The sequence below is a fragment of the Microbacterium hominis NBRC 15708 genome (assembly GCF_001592125.1).
Taxonomy (GTDB): Bacteria; Actinomycetota; Actinomycetes; order Actinomycetales; family Microbacteriaceae; genus Microbacterium; species Microbacterium hominis.
In genome coordinates this window covers 1-16,885 of sequence record NZ_BCWI01000009.1, presented here as the reverse complement: position 1 = coordinate 16,885, position 16,885 = coordinate 1, and the positions used below count along the sequence as shown (strand labels likewise).

Sequence of the window (16,885 nt, the reverse complement as noted above, 5' to 3'; positions counted from 1 at the left end):
CTCACGGTCCGTCCGCCCCTCACGCCGCGACGCGCTCGCCGACGAGCGCACGCACGCGCGGGAGGACCTCGCGCCCGTAGAGCTCGAGCGAACGCAGCGAGACCTCGGTCGGCAGCGCGGCGTCGGTGAGCGTCACCTCGATGCGCTCGATGCCGGTGAGCAGGATGAAGTCCGCGATCTCGCGCGCGACCTTCTCGGGTCCGCCCATGAAGTTCGGCCGCACGGGCATCGACATCCCCTTCGGCTCGGTCGGGAGCGGCACCGACGCCGGCACGCCCGCCATCCCCATCGCCAGTCGCGCCATCAGCGGTGCCGGCGCGGCGAAGAGCTTCATCAGGTTGCCGAAGCCGGTCTCGTCGGCGATCCTCTCCGCCTCGGCATCCGTCTCGGCCACGAGAGCGAACGCGCGGTAGAGCATGTCCTCGCCCGCGACGGTGCGACCTGCCTTCTGCGCCTCCGCCTTGAAGACCTCGGCGAAGGTCGCGATCACGGGGGCGGGGGCGAACGAGAAGCCGGCGATGTAGCCGTTGCGTGCCGCATACGTGGCCGAGTCGGGCGAGTTGGCCGACACGAGGATCGGGAGGTCCGCCTCGGGCTGCGGCCACACGGCGACGGTGCGGTACTCGAAGTGGCGGCCGATCCAGGCGAACGGCTCCGGCTCGCTCCAGATCGCCTTCATGAGCTCCATCTGCTCGTAGAACACCTCCTTCGACTCCCACGGGTTCGTGCCGTAGGTGAGCAGCTCGTTGGGGGTGCCGCGGAAGAAGCCGACCAGCAGCCGCCCCGGAGCGAGCGCGCTCAGCATGCCGATCTCCTCCGCCAGACGCACGGGGTTCACGAGCGGCAGCGTCGAGCCGAGCAGACCGATGTCGATGCCGACCTCACGGGCGAGCAGCACGGCGGCCGTCACGGAGTTGGGCGAGAGCTGCGCGGAGCTGTAGTGATGCTCCGCGACGGAGATCTGATCGAGCCCGGCCGCCTCCACGGCGTGCGCGAAGTCGATCGCGCCGCGCAGCGACGTCGACGAGACGCCCGGCTGACGGGACACACGCGGCGGGGCCGGCCACGATCCGTGGCGCGGCAGGTCGTAGGTCGGGAAGGGGTGGAACACGGAGAACTTCATTGTCGGCAGTTCCTTGTCGGTCTGGTGGTCAGGGGTAGATGAGCGTCGAGCGGTCTTCGATGACGAACTCGGATCCGCGCTGCAGGAAGTCGCCGACGATCGCGGCGAAGGCCTCGGGCCGGTCTCCGCTGAGATCGTGCGCGGCGTCGTAGACGATCGCGAACGTCGCATTGGGCATGATGCGCCGGTATGTGCGGCCGACCTCGGTGCCGAAGAGTCCGTCCGCGGTCCCGGTGAGCACGAGGGTGGGGGTGTGCACGTCGGCGAGGCTGCGCTCGAGGTCGATGTCGTGGAGAGGGCCCATGATCCGCTCCACGAGCGGCCAGATCGCCGCGATGTGGGCCGGATCGGCGGGGACGATCGTCTTGCGCTCCGGGTGGGCGTGGAAGGCTCGCGCCATCTGCTCGGGCGAGAGCTTCGACGGATCGCTCCCGTCGGGCCGGAACGCGCCGGGCACCTCCAGCACGAGCCGCGTCAGCCGGCGCGGGGCGAGGACGGCGGCCCAGGATGCGACGACTCCCCCCATCGACGTCCCCAGCAGCGCGAACTCGGCGAGACCGAGGGCGTCGGCGATCGCGAGCACCGTGCGGGCCATGTCGCGGCCGTCCGCGGTGCGCTCGTTGCGCTCCTGCCCGAACCCGGGCAGCTCCACCAGGTACACCCGGTTGCCCGCGGTGAGCAGATCGATGCCGCGGGAATGGGTGAACCCTCCCGACCCGTGCGAGAAGCCGCCCGCGCCGTGGAGGGCGATCAGGTCGGGCCCCTCACCCGCGACCTCGTATCGGACGGTGAACCCGTCCGCGTCCACCGTCCCCGGGGTGAACACCACGCCCGCGTCGAGCGTCACTTCGTTGTGTGTCATTGTCGCCTCCTTGCTTGATGACCGGTCAGCAGTATGTGACTGACATTGCAACACTGTCAAGTGAATCGCGCACACTAGACTCGACGCATGGCAGATTCATCGCAACGAACGCTGCTCTCCGATCGCGCGTACGACGACATCCGGTCTCGGATCCTCGACTGCGTGATCGCCCCCGGCGAGTTCGTCAGCGAGCGGGCACTGGCCCAGCAGCTCGACCACGGCATCGCCGCGACGCGTGCCGCCCTGGCCCGACTCGCATCGGACGGTCTGGTGACCTCGATCCCCCGGGTCGGGTACCAGGTGGCGCCGATCACCCTTCGCGGCGTCACCGCCTTCTTCGAGACGTGGGCCATCATCGGCCCGCCGTTCGTCGGACTCGGCATGTCGCGCCTCACCCCGGCGCAGCGCCGCGAGATCGAGAGCCTGCCCGCCCTGGCCCCGAACTACACGGCGCGCGAGGCCGTCGAGTACGCCGACGCCTTCTTCCGCATCCTGGCCGAGGCCGTCGACAACGCGCTGCTCGCCGAGATCTTCCGTCGCCTCCAGGGCGACATGCATCGCATCTTCACGCTCGCCTACTGGGATACGACCACCCACGGCGATTCGGCTCCCCTGCAGCCCGTCCTGGCGGACTTCGATCCCGCGACGGCCGAGCGGCAGGCGGCGGCGTTCATCGAGCACGCTCGCCGCCACACGATGAACTGGGTGACGACCTCCACGTCCCTCGCCGACGTCGCCCTCTCGTTCCGCTGACGCCTCCCGCCCGCCGTTCCGGCGCTTGACATGTCAACACTGCGCGAGTGATAGCCTACGCTCCACCCGCGTGCGACATCCGAGCCCGCGCGCAGCGACGAAGGAGACGGCATGATCACTCCGGCCGGCGAAGAGCCCTCATACGCGGTGCGCTCCCCGCGTAGCGACATCCCCGCACGCGCGCGCAACGCACTGGCGGATCGGCCCACGGATCCCGCGCGCCTGCGCGTGGTGGTGCTGCGCACCATGCCGCCCGGGTCGGGCCTCGAGCCGATCGCGGAGGCACTCGAGCACCGGCTGGCGCAGTCGGGTCCGTCGATCGAGGCGACCGGACGTCTGCGACGGCAGTTCGTGATGGACGACCCGCAGGAGCGGGCGGAGCTCGCCGCCGAGGCCGACGCGGTGATCCTCGTCGCCGGACCGGGCGCGACGAGCGTCACCCTCAGCCTGCAGTACGCCGTCGAGCTCGAGCGCTCCGGGGTGCCGACGGTCACGACGGTGTTCACTCCCCTCGTCGAGACGGCCCGGCATGTCTGCGATCGGGCGGCGGCGCCCCTGCGGTGGGTCGCGGCGCCCGCCGCCACCGAGCCCGACGCCACCGCCGAGGCGGCGGACCGCGCGATCGCCGAGCTCACGCGCCCCCTGTCCGCCGAGGAGACCGCCACGGGCATCCGTCCGGCCCGACGGGAGCCCGAGATCGCCGTCCGCGGCACCCTTCGCGACATCGACGACGCGTTCCTCACCCGCGGGTGGAGCGACGGACTGCCGATCACTCCCCCCACACGGGCCGCCGTCGAGGAGATGCTCACCGGGACGACGCGCGGTCGCGAGGAGATCGTCACGACGCGATTCCGCCCCGAAGGCCTCCCGGCGACCGTCGAGAACGTCGCGATCAACGCCGTCCTGGCCGGAGCCCGTCCCGCGCAGCTGCCGGCGATCCTCGCGGCGGCGAGCATGATGGGCGACCAGGCCTTCGAGTCGCAGACCCGATCGGTCAACTCGTTCGCCTGGGCGCAACTGATCAGCGGTCCGTACGCCGCGGCAGCCGGCCTGCACGGCGGCCTGAACGCGCTCGGACCGGGGCACCGCGCGAACGCGACCATCGGCCGCGCGCTGCACCTGATGATCCGCAACCTCGGTCACGCCGTCGACGGCGTGACGACCAGCGTCACCCAGGGGACGCCGGCCGGATGGGGCTTCGCCTTCACGGAGAACACGGCGCAGTCGCCGTGGGAGCCGTTCCACGTCAGCGAGGGCTTCGCCCCCGACGAGAGCACATCCTCCCTGTTCACGATGGGCTTCGCCCACGACGGCACGTTCTACTACGGAGATCTCGACGACATCGCGCGCTCGCTCGCGTCACTGGCGGATCTTCCCGCGGGGGCGCTCGTGCTGCTCAGCGCGAAGCGGGCGCGAGCGCTGGCCGATGCGGGCATGAGCAAGCAGGACGTCGAGGGCCACCTGTACCGCCACGCCGTGGCGCCCCTGGGCCGGCTGCGCTCGAGCGGGTTCTGGCCCGCGACGCGTGCCCGCATGGAGCTGGGCCTGCCTCGCACGCTCCCGCGGGACTACCTCGTTCGACGCGACGACGAGGAGGTGCCGGTCTACGCGCCCGGGTCGATCAAGGTGGCGGTCGTGGGCGGCGACGTCGCGTCGGTTGCCCAAGCGTGGGTGCTCGCCCTCCACGACACCGCTTCCGTGGATGCGTGGAGATGACGACCTTTTGATTGTTCACAAGACGTGGTTGACATGTTAGCGTAAGGCATCTGCCCGCTCAGGGCTCCCTTCGACAGCAAAGGCGCCGTCCATGACCGACCACCTGCACCGCATGCCCGACACCCTGACGGCCACCGGGCCGGTCGCCCGCATCCTCGCGAGCGACCAGCCTGCGGCCGGGATCTCCCCCGACGCCCTGCGCGGACTGTTCCGCAACCACCCCTCCGGCGTCGCCGTGATCACGGCGCCCTCCGACCGCGGCCCGGTCGCGATGACCGCCTCCTCGCTCTTCTCGGTCAGCGTCGCCCCACCGCTGATCGTGTTCTCGGCATCCGCGCTGTCATCCAGCACGCCGGCCCTGCTGGCCGCCGACACCCTGGTGATCCACCTCATCGACGCGGAGAGCCACGAGATCGCGGTGCTCGGCGCGACGAGCGGCATCGATCGCTTCGCGGACACCGACCTGTGGAGCACGCTGCCGACCGGGGAGCCCTACTTCGTCGGCCCGCACCGCCGCATCCGCGCACGCGTGGTGAACAAGGTCGATGCCGGGGCCGCGACGCTGTTCGTCGTGCAGGCGATCGAGTCGTGGAACGACGAGCCCGCCGATGACGCGTCGCCCCTCGTTTATCACAACCGCACGTGGCACACGCTCTCCGACGGGTCCCGCCTCGCCTGACGCGGCGCGAGACGCGGCAGCGGCGATCGGATCGTCAGCCCTTCGCGCCGCCGGGAGGGCCGAGGATCAGGAGCACCGCGAAGATCGCGACGACCGCGACGAGGATGCCGACGAACAGCAGCCAGGGGCGGCGCAGGAACCACGCCAGCGGCGCGTCGTACCAGCGCGCATCGGTCGCGTCAGCGGCCTGCTCGACACGCCAGGTACCCGCGAGCAGGCCACGACGGTGCACCCACAGCTCCGTCGGGACCGTCGCGTAGGGGATGATCGCGGAGATCAGGGCGACGGCCGTCGGACCCGCCGGCCAGCGGTTGTTCAGCGCGACGAGCACGACGGTCGCGCCATAGGAGAGGAACACGAATCCGTGGATGCCGCCGCCGATGGTGACCGCCGGCGCCCAGCCGGTGGTCGCGCGGACGATGAGCCCCGCGATGAGCAGCGTCCACGACACGGCTTCGGCGAACGCGAGCGTGCGGAACAGGGACAGGGGTGTGCGGAGCATTCCTTCAGCATAACTGAAGGAGGGGTTGGTGCCTGAGCACTCCCTGTGAGGCCCGGCCGGACGCCGCCGAGTCGTGACACGACGACGCCCCTGCCGAGATGCTCAGGGAGCAGGTCGGCAGGGGGCGCGCGCGGGGCTCGGCATCCGCCTCACGGTGACGCGATCAGAAGTCCCAGTCGTCGTCCTCGGTCGCGACGGCCTTGCCGATGACGTACGACGAGCCCGACCCGCTGAAGAAGTCGTGGTTCTCGTCGGCGTTCGGCGACAGGGCCGACAGGATGGCGGGGTTCACGTTGGTCAGCTGCGACGGGAACATCGCCTCGTAGCCGAGGTTCATCAGCGCCTTGTTGGCGTTGTAGTGCAGGAACTTCTTGACGTCCTCGGTCAGGCCGATGCCGTCGTAGAGGTCCTGCGTGTACTGCACCTCGTTGTCGTACAGCTCGTACAGCAGCGAGAAGGTGTAGTCCTTGATCTCGTCGCGCTCGGGCTGGGTGAGCTTCTCGAGCCCCTTCTGGAACTTGTAGCCGATGTAATAGCCGTGCACGGCCTCGTCGCGGATGATGAGGCGGATGATGTCGGCGGTGTTCGTCAGCTTCGCCTTGCTCGACCAGTACAGCGGCAGGTAGAAGCCCGAGTAGAACAGGAACGACTCCAGCAGGGTCGAGGCGACCTTGCGCTTGAGCGGTTCGTCGCCACGGTAGTAGTCCATGACGATGTGGGCCTTCTTCTGGAGGTTCGGGTTCTCCACCGACCACCGGAACGCGTCGTCGATCTCCGGCGTCGAGCACAGGGTCGAGAAGATCGACGAGTAGCTCTTCGCGTGGACCGACTCCATGAACGCGATGTTGGTGTACACCGCCTCCTCGTGCGGCGTGATCGCGTCGGGGATGAGCGACACGGCGCCGACGGTGCCCTGGATGGTGTCCAGGAGCGTCAGCCCGGTGAACACCCGCATGGTGGTGGTCTGCTCGTCGGGGGTGAGCGTCGCCCACGACTGGATGTCGTTGGACAGCGGCACCTTCTCGGGCAGCCAGAAGTTGTTCACGAGGCGGTTCCAGACCTCGAGGTCCTTGTCGTCCTGGATGCGGTTCCAGTTGATCGCCTGGACGTGATCGATGAGCTTGAGCGGCTCAGAGGGGGTCATGATTTTCCTTCAGCGGTCGTTGAACGCAGCGTCACAGCATGCAGCTGACGCACTCGGACAGGTTCGTGCCCTCGAGTGCCATCTGACGCAGGCGGATGTAGTAGATCGTCTTGATGCCCTTGCGCCACGCGTAGATCTGCGCCTTGTTGATGTCGCGCGTGGTGGCGGTGTCCTTGAAGAACAGCGTCAGCGACAGGCCCTGGTCGACGTGCTGCGTGGCCGCGGCGTACGTGTCGATGACCTTCTCGTAGCCGATCTCGTACGCGTCCTGGTAGTACTCCAGGTTCTCGTTCGTCATGAACGGCGCCGGGTAGTAGACGCGGCCGATCTTGCCTTCCTTGCGGATCTCGATCTTCGACGCGATCGGATGGATCGAGCTCGTCGAGTTGTTGATGTACGAGATCGAGCCGGTCGGCGGCACCGCCTGCAGGTTCTGGTTGTAGATGCCGTGCGCCTGGATCGAGGCCTTCAGCTCACGCCAGTCGTCCTGAGTCGGGATGTGGATGCCCGCGAACAGCTCGGCGACCCGATCGGTCTGCGGCACCCACTCCTGCTCGAGGTACTTGTCGAAGAACTCCCCCGACGCGTACGTCGAGTCGGCGAAGCCGTCGAAGGCCGTGCCGCGCTCGATCGCGATGCGGTTCGAGGCGCGCAGGGCGTGGAACAGCACCGTGTAGAAGTAGATGTTCGTGAAGTCGATGCCCTCTTCCGACCCGTAGTGCACGTGCTCGCGCGCGAGGTAGCCGTGGAGGTTCATCTGACCCAGGCCGATCGCGTGCGAGCGGTCGTTGCCGTCCTCGATCGAGCGGACCGAGCGGATGTGGCTCTGGTCGCTGACCGCCGTGAGCGCACGGATCGAGGTCTCGACCGTTCCCGCGAGGTCCTTGCCGTCCATCGCGAGGGCGATGTTCATCGAGCCCAGGTTGCAGGAGATGTCCTTGCCGATCTGGTCGTAGGACAGGTCCTCGTTGTACGAGGTCGGCGTGTTCACCTGCAGGATCTCGCTGCACAGGTTGGACATGTTGATCCGACCCTTGATCGGGTTGGCCTTGTTCACCGTGTCCTCGAACATGATGTACGGGTAGCCCGACTCGAACTGGATCTCGGCGAGGGTCTGGAAGAACTCGCGCGCGTTGATCTTCGTCTTCTTGATGCGCGCGTCGTCGACCATCTCGCGGTACTTCTCGGTGACCGAGATGTCGCCGAACGGCACCCCGTAGACCTTCTCGACGTCGTACGGCGAGAAGAGGTACATGTCCTCGCCGTTGCGGGCGAGTTCGAACGTGATGTCGGGGATCACGACGCCGAGCGAGAGCGTCTTGATGCGGATCTTCTCGTCGGCGTTCTCGCGCTTGGTGTCGAGGAAGCGCAGGATGTCGGGGTGGTGCGCCGAGAGGTAGACGGCGCCGGCGCCCTGACGCGCACCGAGCTGGTTGGCGTAGCTGAAGCTGTCTTCGAGCAGCTTCATCACGGGGATGATGCCGCTGGACTGGTTCTCGATCTGCTTGATCGGCGCGCCCGCCTCGCGGATGTTGCTCAGCAGCAGCGCCACGCCGCCGCCGCGCTTGGACAGCTGCAGTGCGGAGTTGATGCCGCGGGCGATCGACTCCATGTTGTCCTCGATGCGCAGCAGGAAGCAGCTGACGAGCTCGCCGCGCTGGGCCTTGCCGGTGTTGAGGAAGGTGGGGGTCGCCGGCTGGAAGCGGCCGGAGATGATCTCGTCGACGAGCTTCTCGGCGAGCTGCTGGTCGCCGTCGGCGAGCCCGAGGGCGGTCATGACGACACGGTCCTCGAAGCGCTCGAGGTAGCGCTTGCCGTCGAAGGTCTTCAGCGTGTAGCTCGTGTAGTACTTGAAGGCGCCGAGGAACGTCTCGAAGCGGAACTTCGCGCCGTACGCCCGGTCGTTCAGGCGCTGGATGAACGCGAAGGGGTACTTCTCCAGCACCGCGCCCTCGTAGTACTCCTTCTCGACGAGGTAGTCGAGGCGCTCCTGCAGCGAGTGGAAGAACACGGTGTTCTGGTTGACGTGCTGCAGGAAGTACTCCCGCGCGGCGCGCTTGTCGGCGTCGAACTGGATCTGGCCGTTCTCGCCGTAGAGGTTGAGCATCGCGTTGAGGGCGTGGTAGTCCATCCCCTCGAAGCGCGCGTCGGTCTTGAATGTCGCCGGGCTCACTGCAGCTTCCACCATCGTTCCAATCCGTCGCTCACACGAACGACGTCGTCAGGCGTGCCGAAAAGTTCGAGCCGATACAAGTGCGGCACGGTGCACTTGCGGCTGATGATGTCACCGGCGCGACAGAACGACTCGCCGAAGTTGGTGTTGCCCGCGGAGATCACTCCGCGGATGAGGTGACGATGGTGCTCGACGTTGAGGAACCGGATCACCTGTCTGGGGACGGCCCCCTTCTCCTCGCCACGCCCCTGGCCGCCCCCGTAGGTCGGTGTCACGAGCACGAACGGCTCGTCGACCTCGAGGGGGGCGTCGCCAGGGGTGAGCGGGATGCGGGCGGCCGGCAGGCCGAGCTTCTCGATGAAACGCGCCGTGTTGCCCGACACACTCGAGAAGTAGACGAGCAGCGGGGCGCTCGTCAGCGTCGGCATCTCAGGCCAGACGGCTCGCGAGCTCGTCGATCTTGTCGGGACGGAAGCCCGACCAGTGGTCCTCGTCCGTGACGACGACCGGCGCCTGCAGGTAGCCGAGCGACTTCACGTGCTCGAGGGCCGCCGGGTCTTCGGAGAGGTCGAGGACCTCGTAGTCGATGCCCTTGGAGTCCAGCGCGCGGTAGGTCGCGTTGCACTGCACGCAGGAGGGCTTGGTGTACACCGTGATTGCCATGTCGTTCTTTCTCTCCCCTTGATCCCAGCGGATCGATCTCTGCGGTTGTCGTCGTCTTGTCGCCTGTGGTCCCGGCCCTGCCCCCGCCGGGAGTCCAATACTACATATGGGTACGGACGTTGGATAGCACCACAAGGGCTAGTAGTTACATCCGTGTAGTTTTGCACCGTTCTCCCCATGTACAACACAGGTTGTCCACCGTTTCATCCACAGGAGGCCGAGCGATCCGGCGTCGGGAAAAAGCCTGAATCACGGGCATTTCCCCCGGGCCGCGCCCGCTCATCCACAGTTCGGACGCTAGCCGCCGCCTCCGACACTCCCGGGCCTGTGGAATGGAGTCGTCGGCGTGTCGCGGCATCCCTCGGGCGTGTCGCGATGTCGCCCCGACGGGTAGCGTGGAGGGGTGGCGGGATACCGGGAATTGCTGCGCACGCAGGGCGTGGCGCGCATCATCGCGGCTCAGCTGACGGCGCGGTTCCCGAACGGCATGACGAGCCTCGCGATCCTGCTGCACGTCGAGCAGATGACCGGGTCGTACGGAGCCGCCGGTCTCGTGCTGGCGGCGGCATCCGTGGGTCAGGCGACGGCCGGCCCCGTGACGAGCCGGTGGATGGGCCGATGGGGCATGCGCCGGGTGCTCACCCTCACGACGACCGTCTGCGCCGCCGCTCTGCTCGCCCTCGCCCTGATCCCCATGGGCGTCGTGGGTTACATGGTGTTCGGCCTCATCGCGGGCCTGTCCACGCCGCCCGTGCAGTCCGCGGTGCGCACGATCTACCCCAAGCTCGTCAACGCACGGCAGCTGACCGCCCTGTTCTCGCTCGATGCGAGCCTGCAGGAGATCATCTGGATCCTGGCGCCCGTCGTCATCACGGTCGTCGCCACGCAGGTCGGCACGGTGCCGGCGCTCCTGCTCATCGTCACGATCCTCGCCGCCGGCGGCGCGTGGTTCATCCTCTCCCCCGAGGTCGGCCGGGTGCGCATCCCGCGCAGCCGCCGCGCGTTCGGGAAGGTGCTCGGCAAGCCCGTCGTGCTGCTCGCCACGGTCATCGGCTTCCTCCTCATCGGCGCCTGTGCCGCAGTCGAGGCGGCCGTCGTCGCGACATTCGGACACGGCGGCCTCGAAGCCGGCCTCGTGCTCGCCGTCTTCTCCGTCGGCAGCCTCGCCGGCGGCCTGGCGTTCGGGCACATCCCCATGGGGCCGTGGGCGATGGCGCGCCGCATGAGCGTCGTCGCGGTCGGACTCGTCGCGGCGGTCTTCATCGTGGGTGGCATCGGCGCCTCCACGCCGTGGTGGATCGGGGCGTGCCTCGTGATCGCGGGCGTCGGCATCGCGCCGGCGCTGGCCGTCATGTTCGCGATGACCTCGGCATCCGTGAAGTTCAGCGAGACCGCCGAGGCCTACGGATGGATCGGCACCGGACAGCTCATCGGCGCCGCGCTCGGCTCCGCCATCGCCGGGTTCCTCATCGACGGCATCGGGCATGCCGGGGCGTACGCGGCGGCCGCCGCCTTCGCGATCGTCGGGGCGCTGGTCGCGACCGCCTTCGTCCGCGGCTTCCCCGACCTGCGCGGCCGCGACGCGAGCCCCATCCCCGACACCGAGCCGGTCCCCGTCATCACCTGACGCCCCGCCCTGCTCGCGCGTACGAGGGTGCGGGCACGCGCCGGAACTGCAAGGGATGCGGCGAGACACGCCGCATCCGTGTGCGCGGAGTCGGCGTGTCGCGCCGCGGGGCCTTGCCGTTCGGTCGGCGCGACCCGGGCGCCGCGGCACCCGCGGCTCAGGCGATCCGGCGGAGGATGTGCAGGAGCGCGAGGGCGTACGCGTCCTCGGGCTGCGGATGCTCGAACACGTGGCGCTCGCCCGCGAACTCGATCTCCACGCGATGGGTGTCGGTCAGCCGCTCCAGGCGGCGGAACGCGCCGCGCAGCAGCTCGCGCAGCTGATCCTCGCGCGGCAGCCACAGCGCATCGGTCTGCGCGACCGAATCCAACGCCCACTCCGTCGTCCCGTTGAACGCGAGGATCGCACCCGTCGCGTACTGGCGGGGTTCGATCGTCATCTCACTGACGGTGAACACGTCCGCCTCGAACTCCGGCTCGTCGAGCTGGAAGCGGTCACCGGATGCCGGGCGCCACACGAGCCCCGCATCGCGGAGGGCGACGGCCAACTCGGTCGAGATCATGCCCCCCATCCTCCCCCACCCGCGCCGCGGCCGGGCCATCCCGCGAAGCCCCGGCCGCCCCGGGCATCGCGGCACGCCGGACCGAACTCCTCCAATGCCGCACGCCCCGGCCGCCTCACCGGCTCTTGGGCCCCGGCCCGGCTCCAGGCAGAGGAGTTCGGGACACGCGACCTCGACGCCGAACGGCCCGACTCCCGCGGCGAGGGGCAGGATGGAAGGGTGAGTGACTTCGACCCGACCGCGTACCTCCCCGACGACCTGCTCGAGCGCATCCGCTCGCGCGCCGCGGCGGTGGATGCCGAGAACCGGTTCCCCGACGAGGACCTCGCCGAGCTGAGGGATGCCGGGTATCTCGCGATCCTCGTCCCGACGGCGCTCGGCGGCGCGGGACTGGGTCTCGCCGAAGCGGCGGTGCTGCAGCAGCGACTCGCGAGCGCCGCGCCGGCGACTGCGCTCGCGATCAACATGCACCTCGTGTGGACGGGGGTGGCGAAGGTCATGTCCGACCGCGGCATCGACGACCTGCGGTTCGTGCAGACCGGTGCGGTCGCCGGCGAGGTCTTCGCCTTCGGCATCAGCGAGGCGGGCAACGACCTCGTGCTCTTCGGCAGCGACACCGCCGCCGTCCCCGGACCCGACGGTTCGTACACGTTCACGGGGACGAAGATCTTCACCTCGCTCGGCCCGGTCTGGACCCAGCTGGGACTGCACGGACTCGACACGACCGACCCGGCGAACCCGAAGATGGTCTACGCCTTCGTTCCCCGCACCGACGCCGTCGACACCCGCGACGACTGGGACACCCTCGGCATGCGCGGCACCCAGTCGCGGACGACGGTGCTGAGCGGCGTCGTCGCCCCCGCCGACCGGGTCGTGCGCCGTGTCGACCCGGGCCCGAACCCCGATCCCATCGTGTTCGGCATCTTCAGCGTGTTCGAGGTGCTCCTGGCATCCGTCTACACCGGCGTCGCGCGTCGGGCGCTCGATCTGGCCGTCGCCGCCGCCAAGACGCGGAGCTCGAAGAAGACCGGCCGTCCCTACAGCGACGACCCCGACATCCGGTGGCGGATCGCCGAGATGGCGCTCGCCTACGACGGCCTGCTCCCCCAGGTCGCGGCGATCGCGCACGACGTCGACGCGCTCGTCGACCACGGCGGACTGTGGTTCCCGAAGCTGTCGGGCCTGAAGCATCGGGCGGTGGTGTCCGCCAAGCAGATCGTCGACGAGGCGATGCTCGTCGCGGGCGGCTCGTCCTACTTCACCCGCAACGAGCTCAGCCGCCTGTACCGCGACGTGCTGGCCGGCATGTTCCACCCGTCCGACCCCGAGTCGGCGCACGCGACCGTCGCCGCGGCCTGGCTCGGTCCGGTCGGCGCCTAGCCTCCCCGACCGCGCCCGCCGCGGCATCCACCCCGCCGCACCGCACCGCACCGCAGCCGACCGAACTGCAAGGGATGCCGCGCGACGCGCCGTGGGCGGAGTGACGGACCCCGCGTGTCGCACCGACGGCCTTGCAGTTCGGGCGCCCGACCCGGCCCGACAGCCCCGCCGACGACGCGGTCAGCGGGTCTCGAGGTCGTACGCCTTGAGCAGTTCGGCGACGGCGAGGTCGCGCTGATCGCCGCCCTCGGCGAACATGTGGGCGACGTGCGTGCGCAGGTGGTTCTCGATCAGGAGCTTGTCGAGCGAGGCCAGCGCCTTCTGGATCGCCCGGGACTGGGCGATGATGTCCATGCAGTATTCCTCGCCCTCGATCATCCGCGCGAGCCCGCGCACCTGTCCTTCGAGGATGCTGGTGCGGTGCAGGGCGCGCTTCTGGATGTCTTCGATCACGCGGCCAGGATACGCCGCGTGCGAGACTACGGGGATGGCGCCCACTCCCACGCAGCTGCTCAGCCCGGCCGATCAGGAGCGCCGGCGAGCTCTGCGGGTGATGAAGGGCGTCGCGCTGGGCGCGCTCGTGCTGATGGCGGTCGTGTTCGTCGTCGCCTTCGTCCTCCAGGAACGTTATCCCTGGCTGGAATACGTCCGCGCGGCGGCGGAGGGCGGCATGGTCGGCGCCCTGGCGGACTGGTTCGCGGTGACGGCGCTGTTCCGCCACCCGCTCGGCATCCCCATTCCGCACACCGCGATCATCCCCCGGCGCAAGGACGAGATCGGCCGCACCCTCGGAGAGTTCGTCGAGACCAACTTCCTCGAGGCCGAGGTCGTGCGATCGAAGCTCGAGTCGACCCCCATCGCCCGCACCGCCGGCACGTGGCTGAGCGAGCCCGCCCACGCCGAGACCGTGGCGGGCGAGGCGTCGGCGGTGGCCTCCGGCATCCTGCGCGCCCTCAGCGACGACGAGGTGCAGGACCTCATCAGCGACCTGGCGCGCGAGCACCTGCTGAGCCCCGAATGGGGTCCGACCGTCGGCGCGTGGCTCGGGCGGGTCGTCGCGGCCGACGCGCATCGCGGCGCCGTCGACCTCGGCGTCGACAGCATCGCGACGTGGCTGCGGGCGAACCACGAGGCCTTCAGCGGGCTCGTCTCCCGGCGCCTCCCCTCGTGGGTGCCGTCGGTGGCCATGCGCCTCGTCGACGACACCGTCTACAACGAGGCGGTCAAGTTCGTCGCAGCCATCCAGGCCGACCCCGATCACCCGGCGCGGCGCGCCGTCGACGGCTACCTGACCCGTCTCGCCGAGAACCTGCAGAGCGATCCGACGACCATCGCACGCCTCGAAGACGCGAAGACCGCGGTGTTCGACAGCCCGCGCGTGCGCGAGCTCGCCGCCGACGCGTGGAACACCGCGAAGACGGGACTGCTCGCGGCGCTGGCCGACCCCGAGAGCGGTCTGCGCCGGCGCGTGACGGCGGCGCTGGTCGAGATCGGCGAGCGTCTGGCCACGGATGCCGCGCTGCAGCACCGTGTCGACGACCGGATCGCGGACGCGGCCGTCTTCGTCGTCGACCGCTACCGCCACGACATCGCCTCGATCATCACCGACACCGTCGAGAAGTGGGATCCGGCCGAGACGACCGAGAAGATCGAGCTGATGGTCGGCCGCGACCTGCAGTACATCCGTCTCAACGGCACGATCGTCGGCGCCCTGGCCGGCCTCGCGATCTTCGCGGTCGCCCACGCGCTGCTCGGCTGAGCACCCCTTTTCGACGGCGCCGACGTCGGCGCCGTCTGGATGCGGGCACCCGGCGCGCAGTAGCCTGACGGCATGGACGATCCGGCCGACGATCTTCTCTTCACCTACGGCACCCTGCAGTACGCCGAGGTGCAGCTGGACACGTTCGGACGCCTCATCGCCGGCGAGCCCGACGTGCTCCCCGGCTACACGATCGACTACGTCGAGATCGAGGACCAGCGCGTGGTCGACCTCTCCGGAGCCTCCGTGCATCCCGTGCTCCGCGAGACGGGCAACGCCGTCGACAAGGTCGTCGGACGGGTGCTGCACCTCACCGCCGACGAGATCGACGCCGCCGACGAGTACGAGGTGTCGCTGTACCGCCGCGTCCGGGTGAGGCTGGGCAGCGGCCGGACCGCGTGGGTGTACGTCGGCTGATGGCGCTCTCCCACGATCCGCTCTGGCCGCGCGCGGGCGACTGGCCCACGATCGGCCAGCTCGCCGCCGGTGATCGCCTCGACGCCGCACTGCTCGGCGCCCCCGCCTTCCGCACCTCGCTGTCGCCCACCGGGGCACACGCGACGCCGGCGGCCGTGCGTGACGCGCTCCGCCGCTTCAGCCCGACGCTCCTGGGTCCCCCGCCCGTCGACCTCGCCGATGCGCTCCGGCTCGCCGACGCGGGCGACGTCGCCGAGCCCGACGGTCCCGACGGAGAGGCGCTGCTGCGTGCGCGCGTCGGCGAGCTGCGGGAGCGCAGCGAGCTGGTGATCGCGATCGGCGGCGACAACTCGATCACCTACGCGGCGGCCCAGGGCGCGGATGCCGCCGGTCTCATCACCCTCGACGCCCATTTCGACCTGCGCGACGGCGTGTCCAACGGCTCTCCCGTGCGGCGGCTGGTCGACGGCGGGCTCGATCCGCGCCGCGTCGTCCAGGTCGGCATCGCCGACTTCGCCAACTCCGCCGCCTACGCCCGGCGCGCCGCCGACCTCGGCATCCGGGTGATCACCCTCGACGAGGTGCGGCGCCGCGGGATCGACGACGTGGTGGCGGAGGCGCGCGAGATCGCGGGACGCGGGGGCGGCGGCATCCACCTCGATGTCGACGTCGACGTGTGCGACCGCGCGGTGGCGCCCGGGTGCCCGGCCTCCGTGCCCGGCGGGCTGCAGGCGTGGGAGCTGCGGGCGCTCGTGCGCGGGATCGCCGCCACCCCCGCGGTGCGCAGCGCCGATATCGTCGAAGTGGATGCCACGGCCGACGCCCCCGACGGGCGTACGGTGCGGCTGGCCGCCCTGTGCGTGCTGGAACTGCTGACGGGCCTCCACACACGAAAGGTGTCCGCATGACGACGCTCGTCCTCGTCCGCCACGCGAAGAGCGACTGGGGAGATCCCGGCCTCGACGACCACGACCGCCCCCTCAACGCCCGCGGCCTGCGCGATGCGCCCGCCCTGGCGGCGCGGCTGGCCGGCACCGGCATCCGGCTCGAGGCCATCCTGTCGTCGACGGCGCTGCGTGCCCGCACGACGGCATCCTTCTTCGCCGAAGCGTTCGGCCTCGACGCGGAGCTGGACGGCGACCTGTACGGGGCTGCGGCGGCCACGCTCCTGCGGGCGGCCGCCGACCGCGGCGTTCCGGCCGTGATGGTCGTCGCGCACGACCCGGGGATGACCGCGCTCGCGGAGCGGCTCTCCGGCGGCGGGATCGGTCATATGCCGACCTGTGCCGTCGCGACGTTCGTGTGGGCCACCGACGACTGGGATGTCGCGACGGCGACGGATCCGGAGCAGTGGAGCTTCGACCGCCCCTGACGCGACGGGGCGCAGGGCGTTTCGACTCGCGGCGCAGCCGCTCGCTCAACGACCGGGGGGGCGAGACGGGGCGCGGGGCGTTTCGACTCGCGGCGCAGCCGCTCGCTCAACGACCGGGGGGCGAGACGGGGCAGGGTGTTTCGACTCGCGGCC

General features: G+C 69.8%; 18 protein-coding genes. 9 read left to right on the top strand and 9 right to left on the bottom strand.

Annotated features, from left to right (window positions below):
• Positions 1 to 19 precede the first annotated feature (19 nt).
• Both MHO01S_RS08605 and MHO01S_RS08600 read right to left on the bottom strand, forming a co-directional pair.
• Positions 20 to 1,123: an LLM class flavin-dependent oxidoreductase gene (locus tag MHO01S_RS08605; RefSeq protein ID WP_060959409.1), complete on the bottom strand. Its 1,104-nt coding sequence runs from the start codon at positions 1,121 to 1,123 to the stop codon at positions 20 to 22.
• Positions 1,124 to 1,151: 28 nt separating this feature from the next.
• Positions 1,152 to 1,985 (bottom strand): alpha/beta fold hydrolase, encoded by an 834-nt coding sequence (locus MHO01S_RS08600; RefSeq protein ID WP_060959408.1) that lies wholly within the window; start codon positions 1,983 to 1,985, stop codon positions 1,152 to 1,154.
• Between the two features lie 87 nt (positions 1,986 to 2,072).
• On the opposite strand from MHO01S_RS08600, the gene MHO01S_RS08595 reads away from it, so the two are divergent.
• From MHO01S_RS08595 to MHO01S_RS08585, 3 genes are all read left to right on the top strand, one after another.
• Positions 2,073 to 2,738 carry a GntR family transcriptional regulator gene (locus MHO01S_RS08595; protein WP_060959407.1) on the top strand — a complete coding sequence of 222 codons (666 nt, stop codon included), beginning with the start codon at positions 2,073 to 2,075 and terminating at the stop codon, positions 2,736 to 2,738.
• Between the two features lie 111 nt (positions 2,739 to 2,849).
• Positions 2,850 to 4,454 carry a UGSC family (seleno)protein gene (locus MHO01S_RS08590; RefSeq protein WP_061782158.1) on the top strand — a complete coding sequence of 535 codons (1,605 nt, stop codon included), beginning with the start codon at positions 2,850 to 2,852 and terminating at the stop codon, positions 4,452 to 4,454.
• 91 nt (positions 4,455 to 4,545) lie between these two features.
• Complete coding sequence (locus tag MHO01S_RS08585) at positions 4,546 to 5,133, top strand: flavin reductase family protein (protein ID WP_223848891.1); 588 nt, start codon at positions 4,546 to 4,548, stop codon at positions 5,131 to 5,133.
• Between the two features lie 34 nt (positions 5,134 to 5,167).
• Here MHO01S_RS08585 and MHO01S_RS08580 read toward each other — a convergent pair whose 3' ends face one another.
• The 5 genes from MHO01S_RS08580 to nrdH form a co-directional block, all read right to left on the bottom strand.
• Positions 5,168 to 5,635: a DUF3817 domain-containing protein gene (locus tag MHO01S_RS08580; RefSeq protein WP_060959405.1), complete on the bottom strand. Its 468-nt coding sequence runs from the start codon at positions 5,633 to 5,635 to the stop codon at positions 5,168 to 5,170.
• 163 nt (positions 5,636 to 5,798) lie between these two features.
• Positions 5,799 to 6,779 (bottom strand): class 1b ribonucleoside-diphosphate reductase subunit beta, encoded by a 981-nt coding sequence (nrdF, locus tag MHO01S_RS08575; protein ID WP_005052315.1) that lies wholly within the window; start codon positions 6,777 to 6,779, stop codon positions 5,799 to 5,801.
• Positions 6,780 to 6,810: 31 nt separating this feature from the next.
• The gene (nrdE, locus tag MHO01S_RS08570; RefSeq protein ID WP_060959404.1) at positions 6,811 to 8,967 is read right to left on the bottom strand and encodes a class 1b ribonucleoside-diphosphate reductase subunit alpha; all 2,157 of its coding nucleotides are present in this window, start codon (positions 8,965 to 8,967) and stop codon (positions 6,811 to 6,813) included.
• Entirely contained in the window at positions 8,949 to 9,380 is a 432-nt protein-coding gene (nrdI, locus tag MHO01S_RS08565; RefSeq protein WP_060959403.1) for a class Ib ribonucleoside-diphosphate reductase assembly flavoprotein NrdI, read from the bottom strand. The genes nrdE and nrdI overlap by 19 nt, the downstream gene beginning before the upstream one ends.
• 1 nt (position 9,381) lies before the next feature.
• Entirely contained in the window at positions 9,382 to 9,615 is a 234-nt protein-coding gene (gene nrdH, locus MHO01S_RS08560; RefSeq protein WP_005052310.1) for a glutaredoxin-like protein NrdH, read from the bottom strand.
• A gap of 403 nt (positions 9,616 to 10,018) precedes the next feature.
• Here nrdH and MHO01S_RS08555 point away from each other — a divergent pair, with 403 nt between their 5' ends.
• Complete coding sequence (locus MHO01S_RS08555) at positions 10,019 to 11,242, top strand: MFS transporter (protein WP_060959402.1); 1,224 nt, start codon at positions 10,019 to 10,021, stop codon at positions 11,240 to 11,242.
• Between the two features lie 157 nt (positions 11,243 to 11,399).
• Here the strand turns inward: MHO01S_RS08555 and MHO01S_RS08550 are convergent, their stop codons facing one another.
• On the bottom strand, positions 11,400 to 11,804 hold the full coding sequence (locus MHO01S_RS08550) for a hypothetical protein (protein ID WP_060959401.1): 405 nt from the start codon (positions 11,802 to 11,804) through the stop codon (positions 11,400 to 11,402).
• A gap of 219 nt (positions 11,805 to 12,023) precedes the next feature.
• Between MHO01S_RS08550 and MHO01S_RS08545 the strand changes: the two genes are divergently transcribed.
• Positions 12,024 to 13,184, top strand: a complete 1,161-nt coding sequence (locus MHO01S_RS08545; protein WP_061782157.1) for an acyl-CoA dehydrogenase family protein — start codon at positions 12,024 to 12,026, stop codon at positions 13,182 to 13,184.
• Positions 13,185 to 13,364: 180 nt separating this feature from the next.
• Here MHO01S_RS08545 and MHO01S_RS08540 read toward each other — a convergent pair whose 3' ends face one another.
• Entirely contained in the window at positions 13,365 to 13,637 is a 273-nt protein-coding gene (locus MHO01S_RS08540) for a metal-sensitive transcriptional regulator (protein WP_060959399.1), read from the bottom strand.
• A 34-nt stretch (positions 13,638 to 13,671) separates the two neighbouring features.
• Here MHO01S_RS08540 and MHO01S_RS08535 point away from each other — a divergent pair, with 34 nt between their 5' ends.
• The 4 genes from MHO01S_RS08535 to MHO01S_RS08520 all read left to right on the top strand — a co-directional run bounded on the left by MHO01S_RS08535 (position 13,672) and on the right by MHO01S_RS08520 (position 16,732).
• Positions 13,672 to 14,943 (top strand): DUF445 domain-containing protein, encoded by a 1,272-nt coding sequence (locus MHO01S_RS08535; protein ID WP_060959398.1) that lies wholly within the window; start codon positions 13,672 to 13,674, stop codon positions 14,941 to 14,943.
• Between the two features lie 72 nt (positions 14,944 to 15,015).
• Entirely contained in the window at positions 15,016 to 15,360 is a 345-nt protein-coding gene (locus MHO01S_RS08530) for a gamma-glutamylcyclotransferase family protein (protein ID WP_060959397.1), read from the top strand.
• Positions 15,360 to 16,268, top strand: coding sequence for an agmatinase family protein (locus MHO01S_RS08525; RefSeq protein ID WP_061782156.1), 909 nt, complete (start codon positions 15,360 to 15,362; stop codon positions 16,266 to 16,268). Before MHO01S_RS08530 ends, MHO01S_RS08525 begins: the two co-directional genes overlap by 1 nt.
• Positions 16,265 to 16,732, top strand: a complete 468-nt coding sequence (locus tag MHO01S_RS08520; RefSeq protein ID WP_061782155.1) for a SixA phosphatase family protein — start codon at positions 16,265 to 16,267, stop codon at positions 16,730 to 16,732. Before MHO01S_RS08525 ends, MHO01S_RS08520 begins: the two co-directional genes overlap by 4 nt.
• The last annotated feature ends 153 nt before the right edge of the window (positions 16,733 to 16,885 follow it).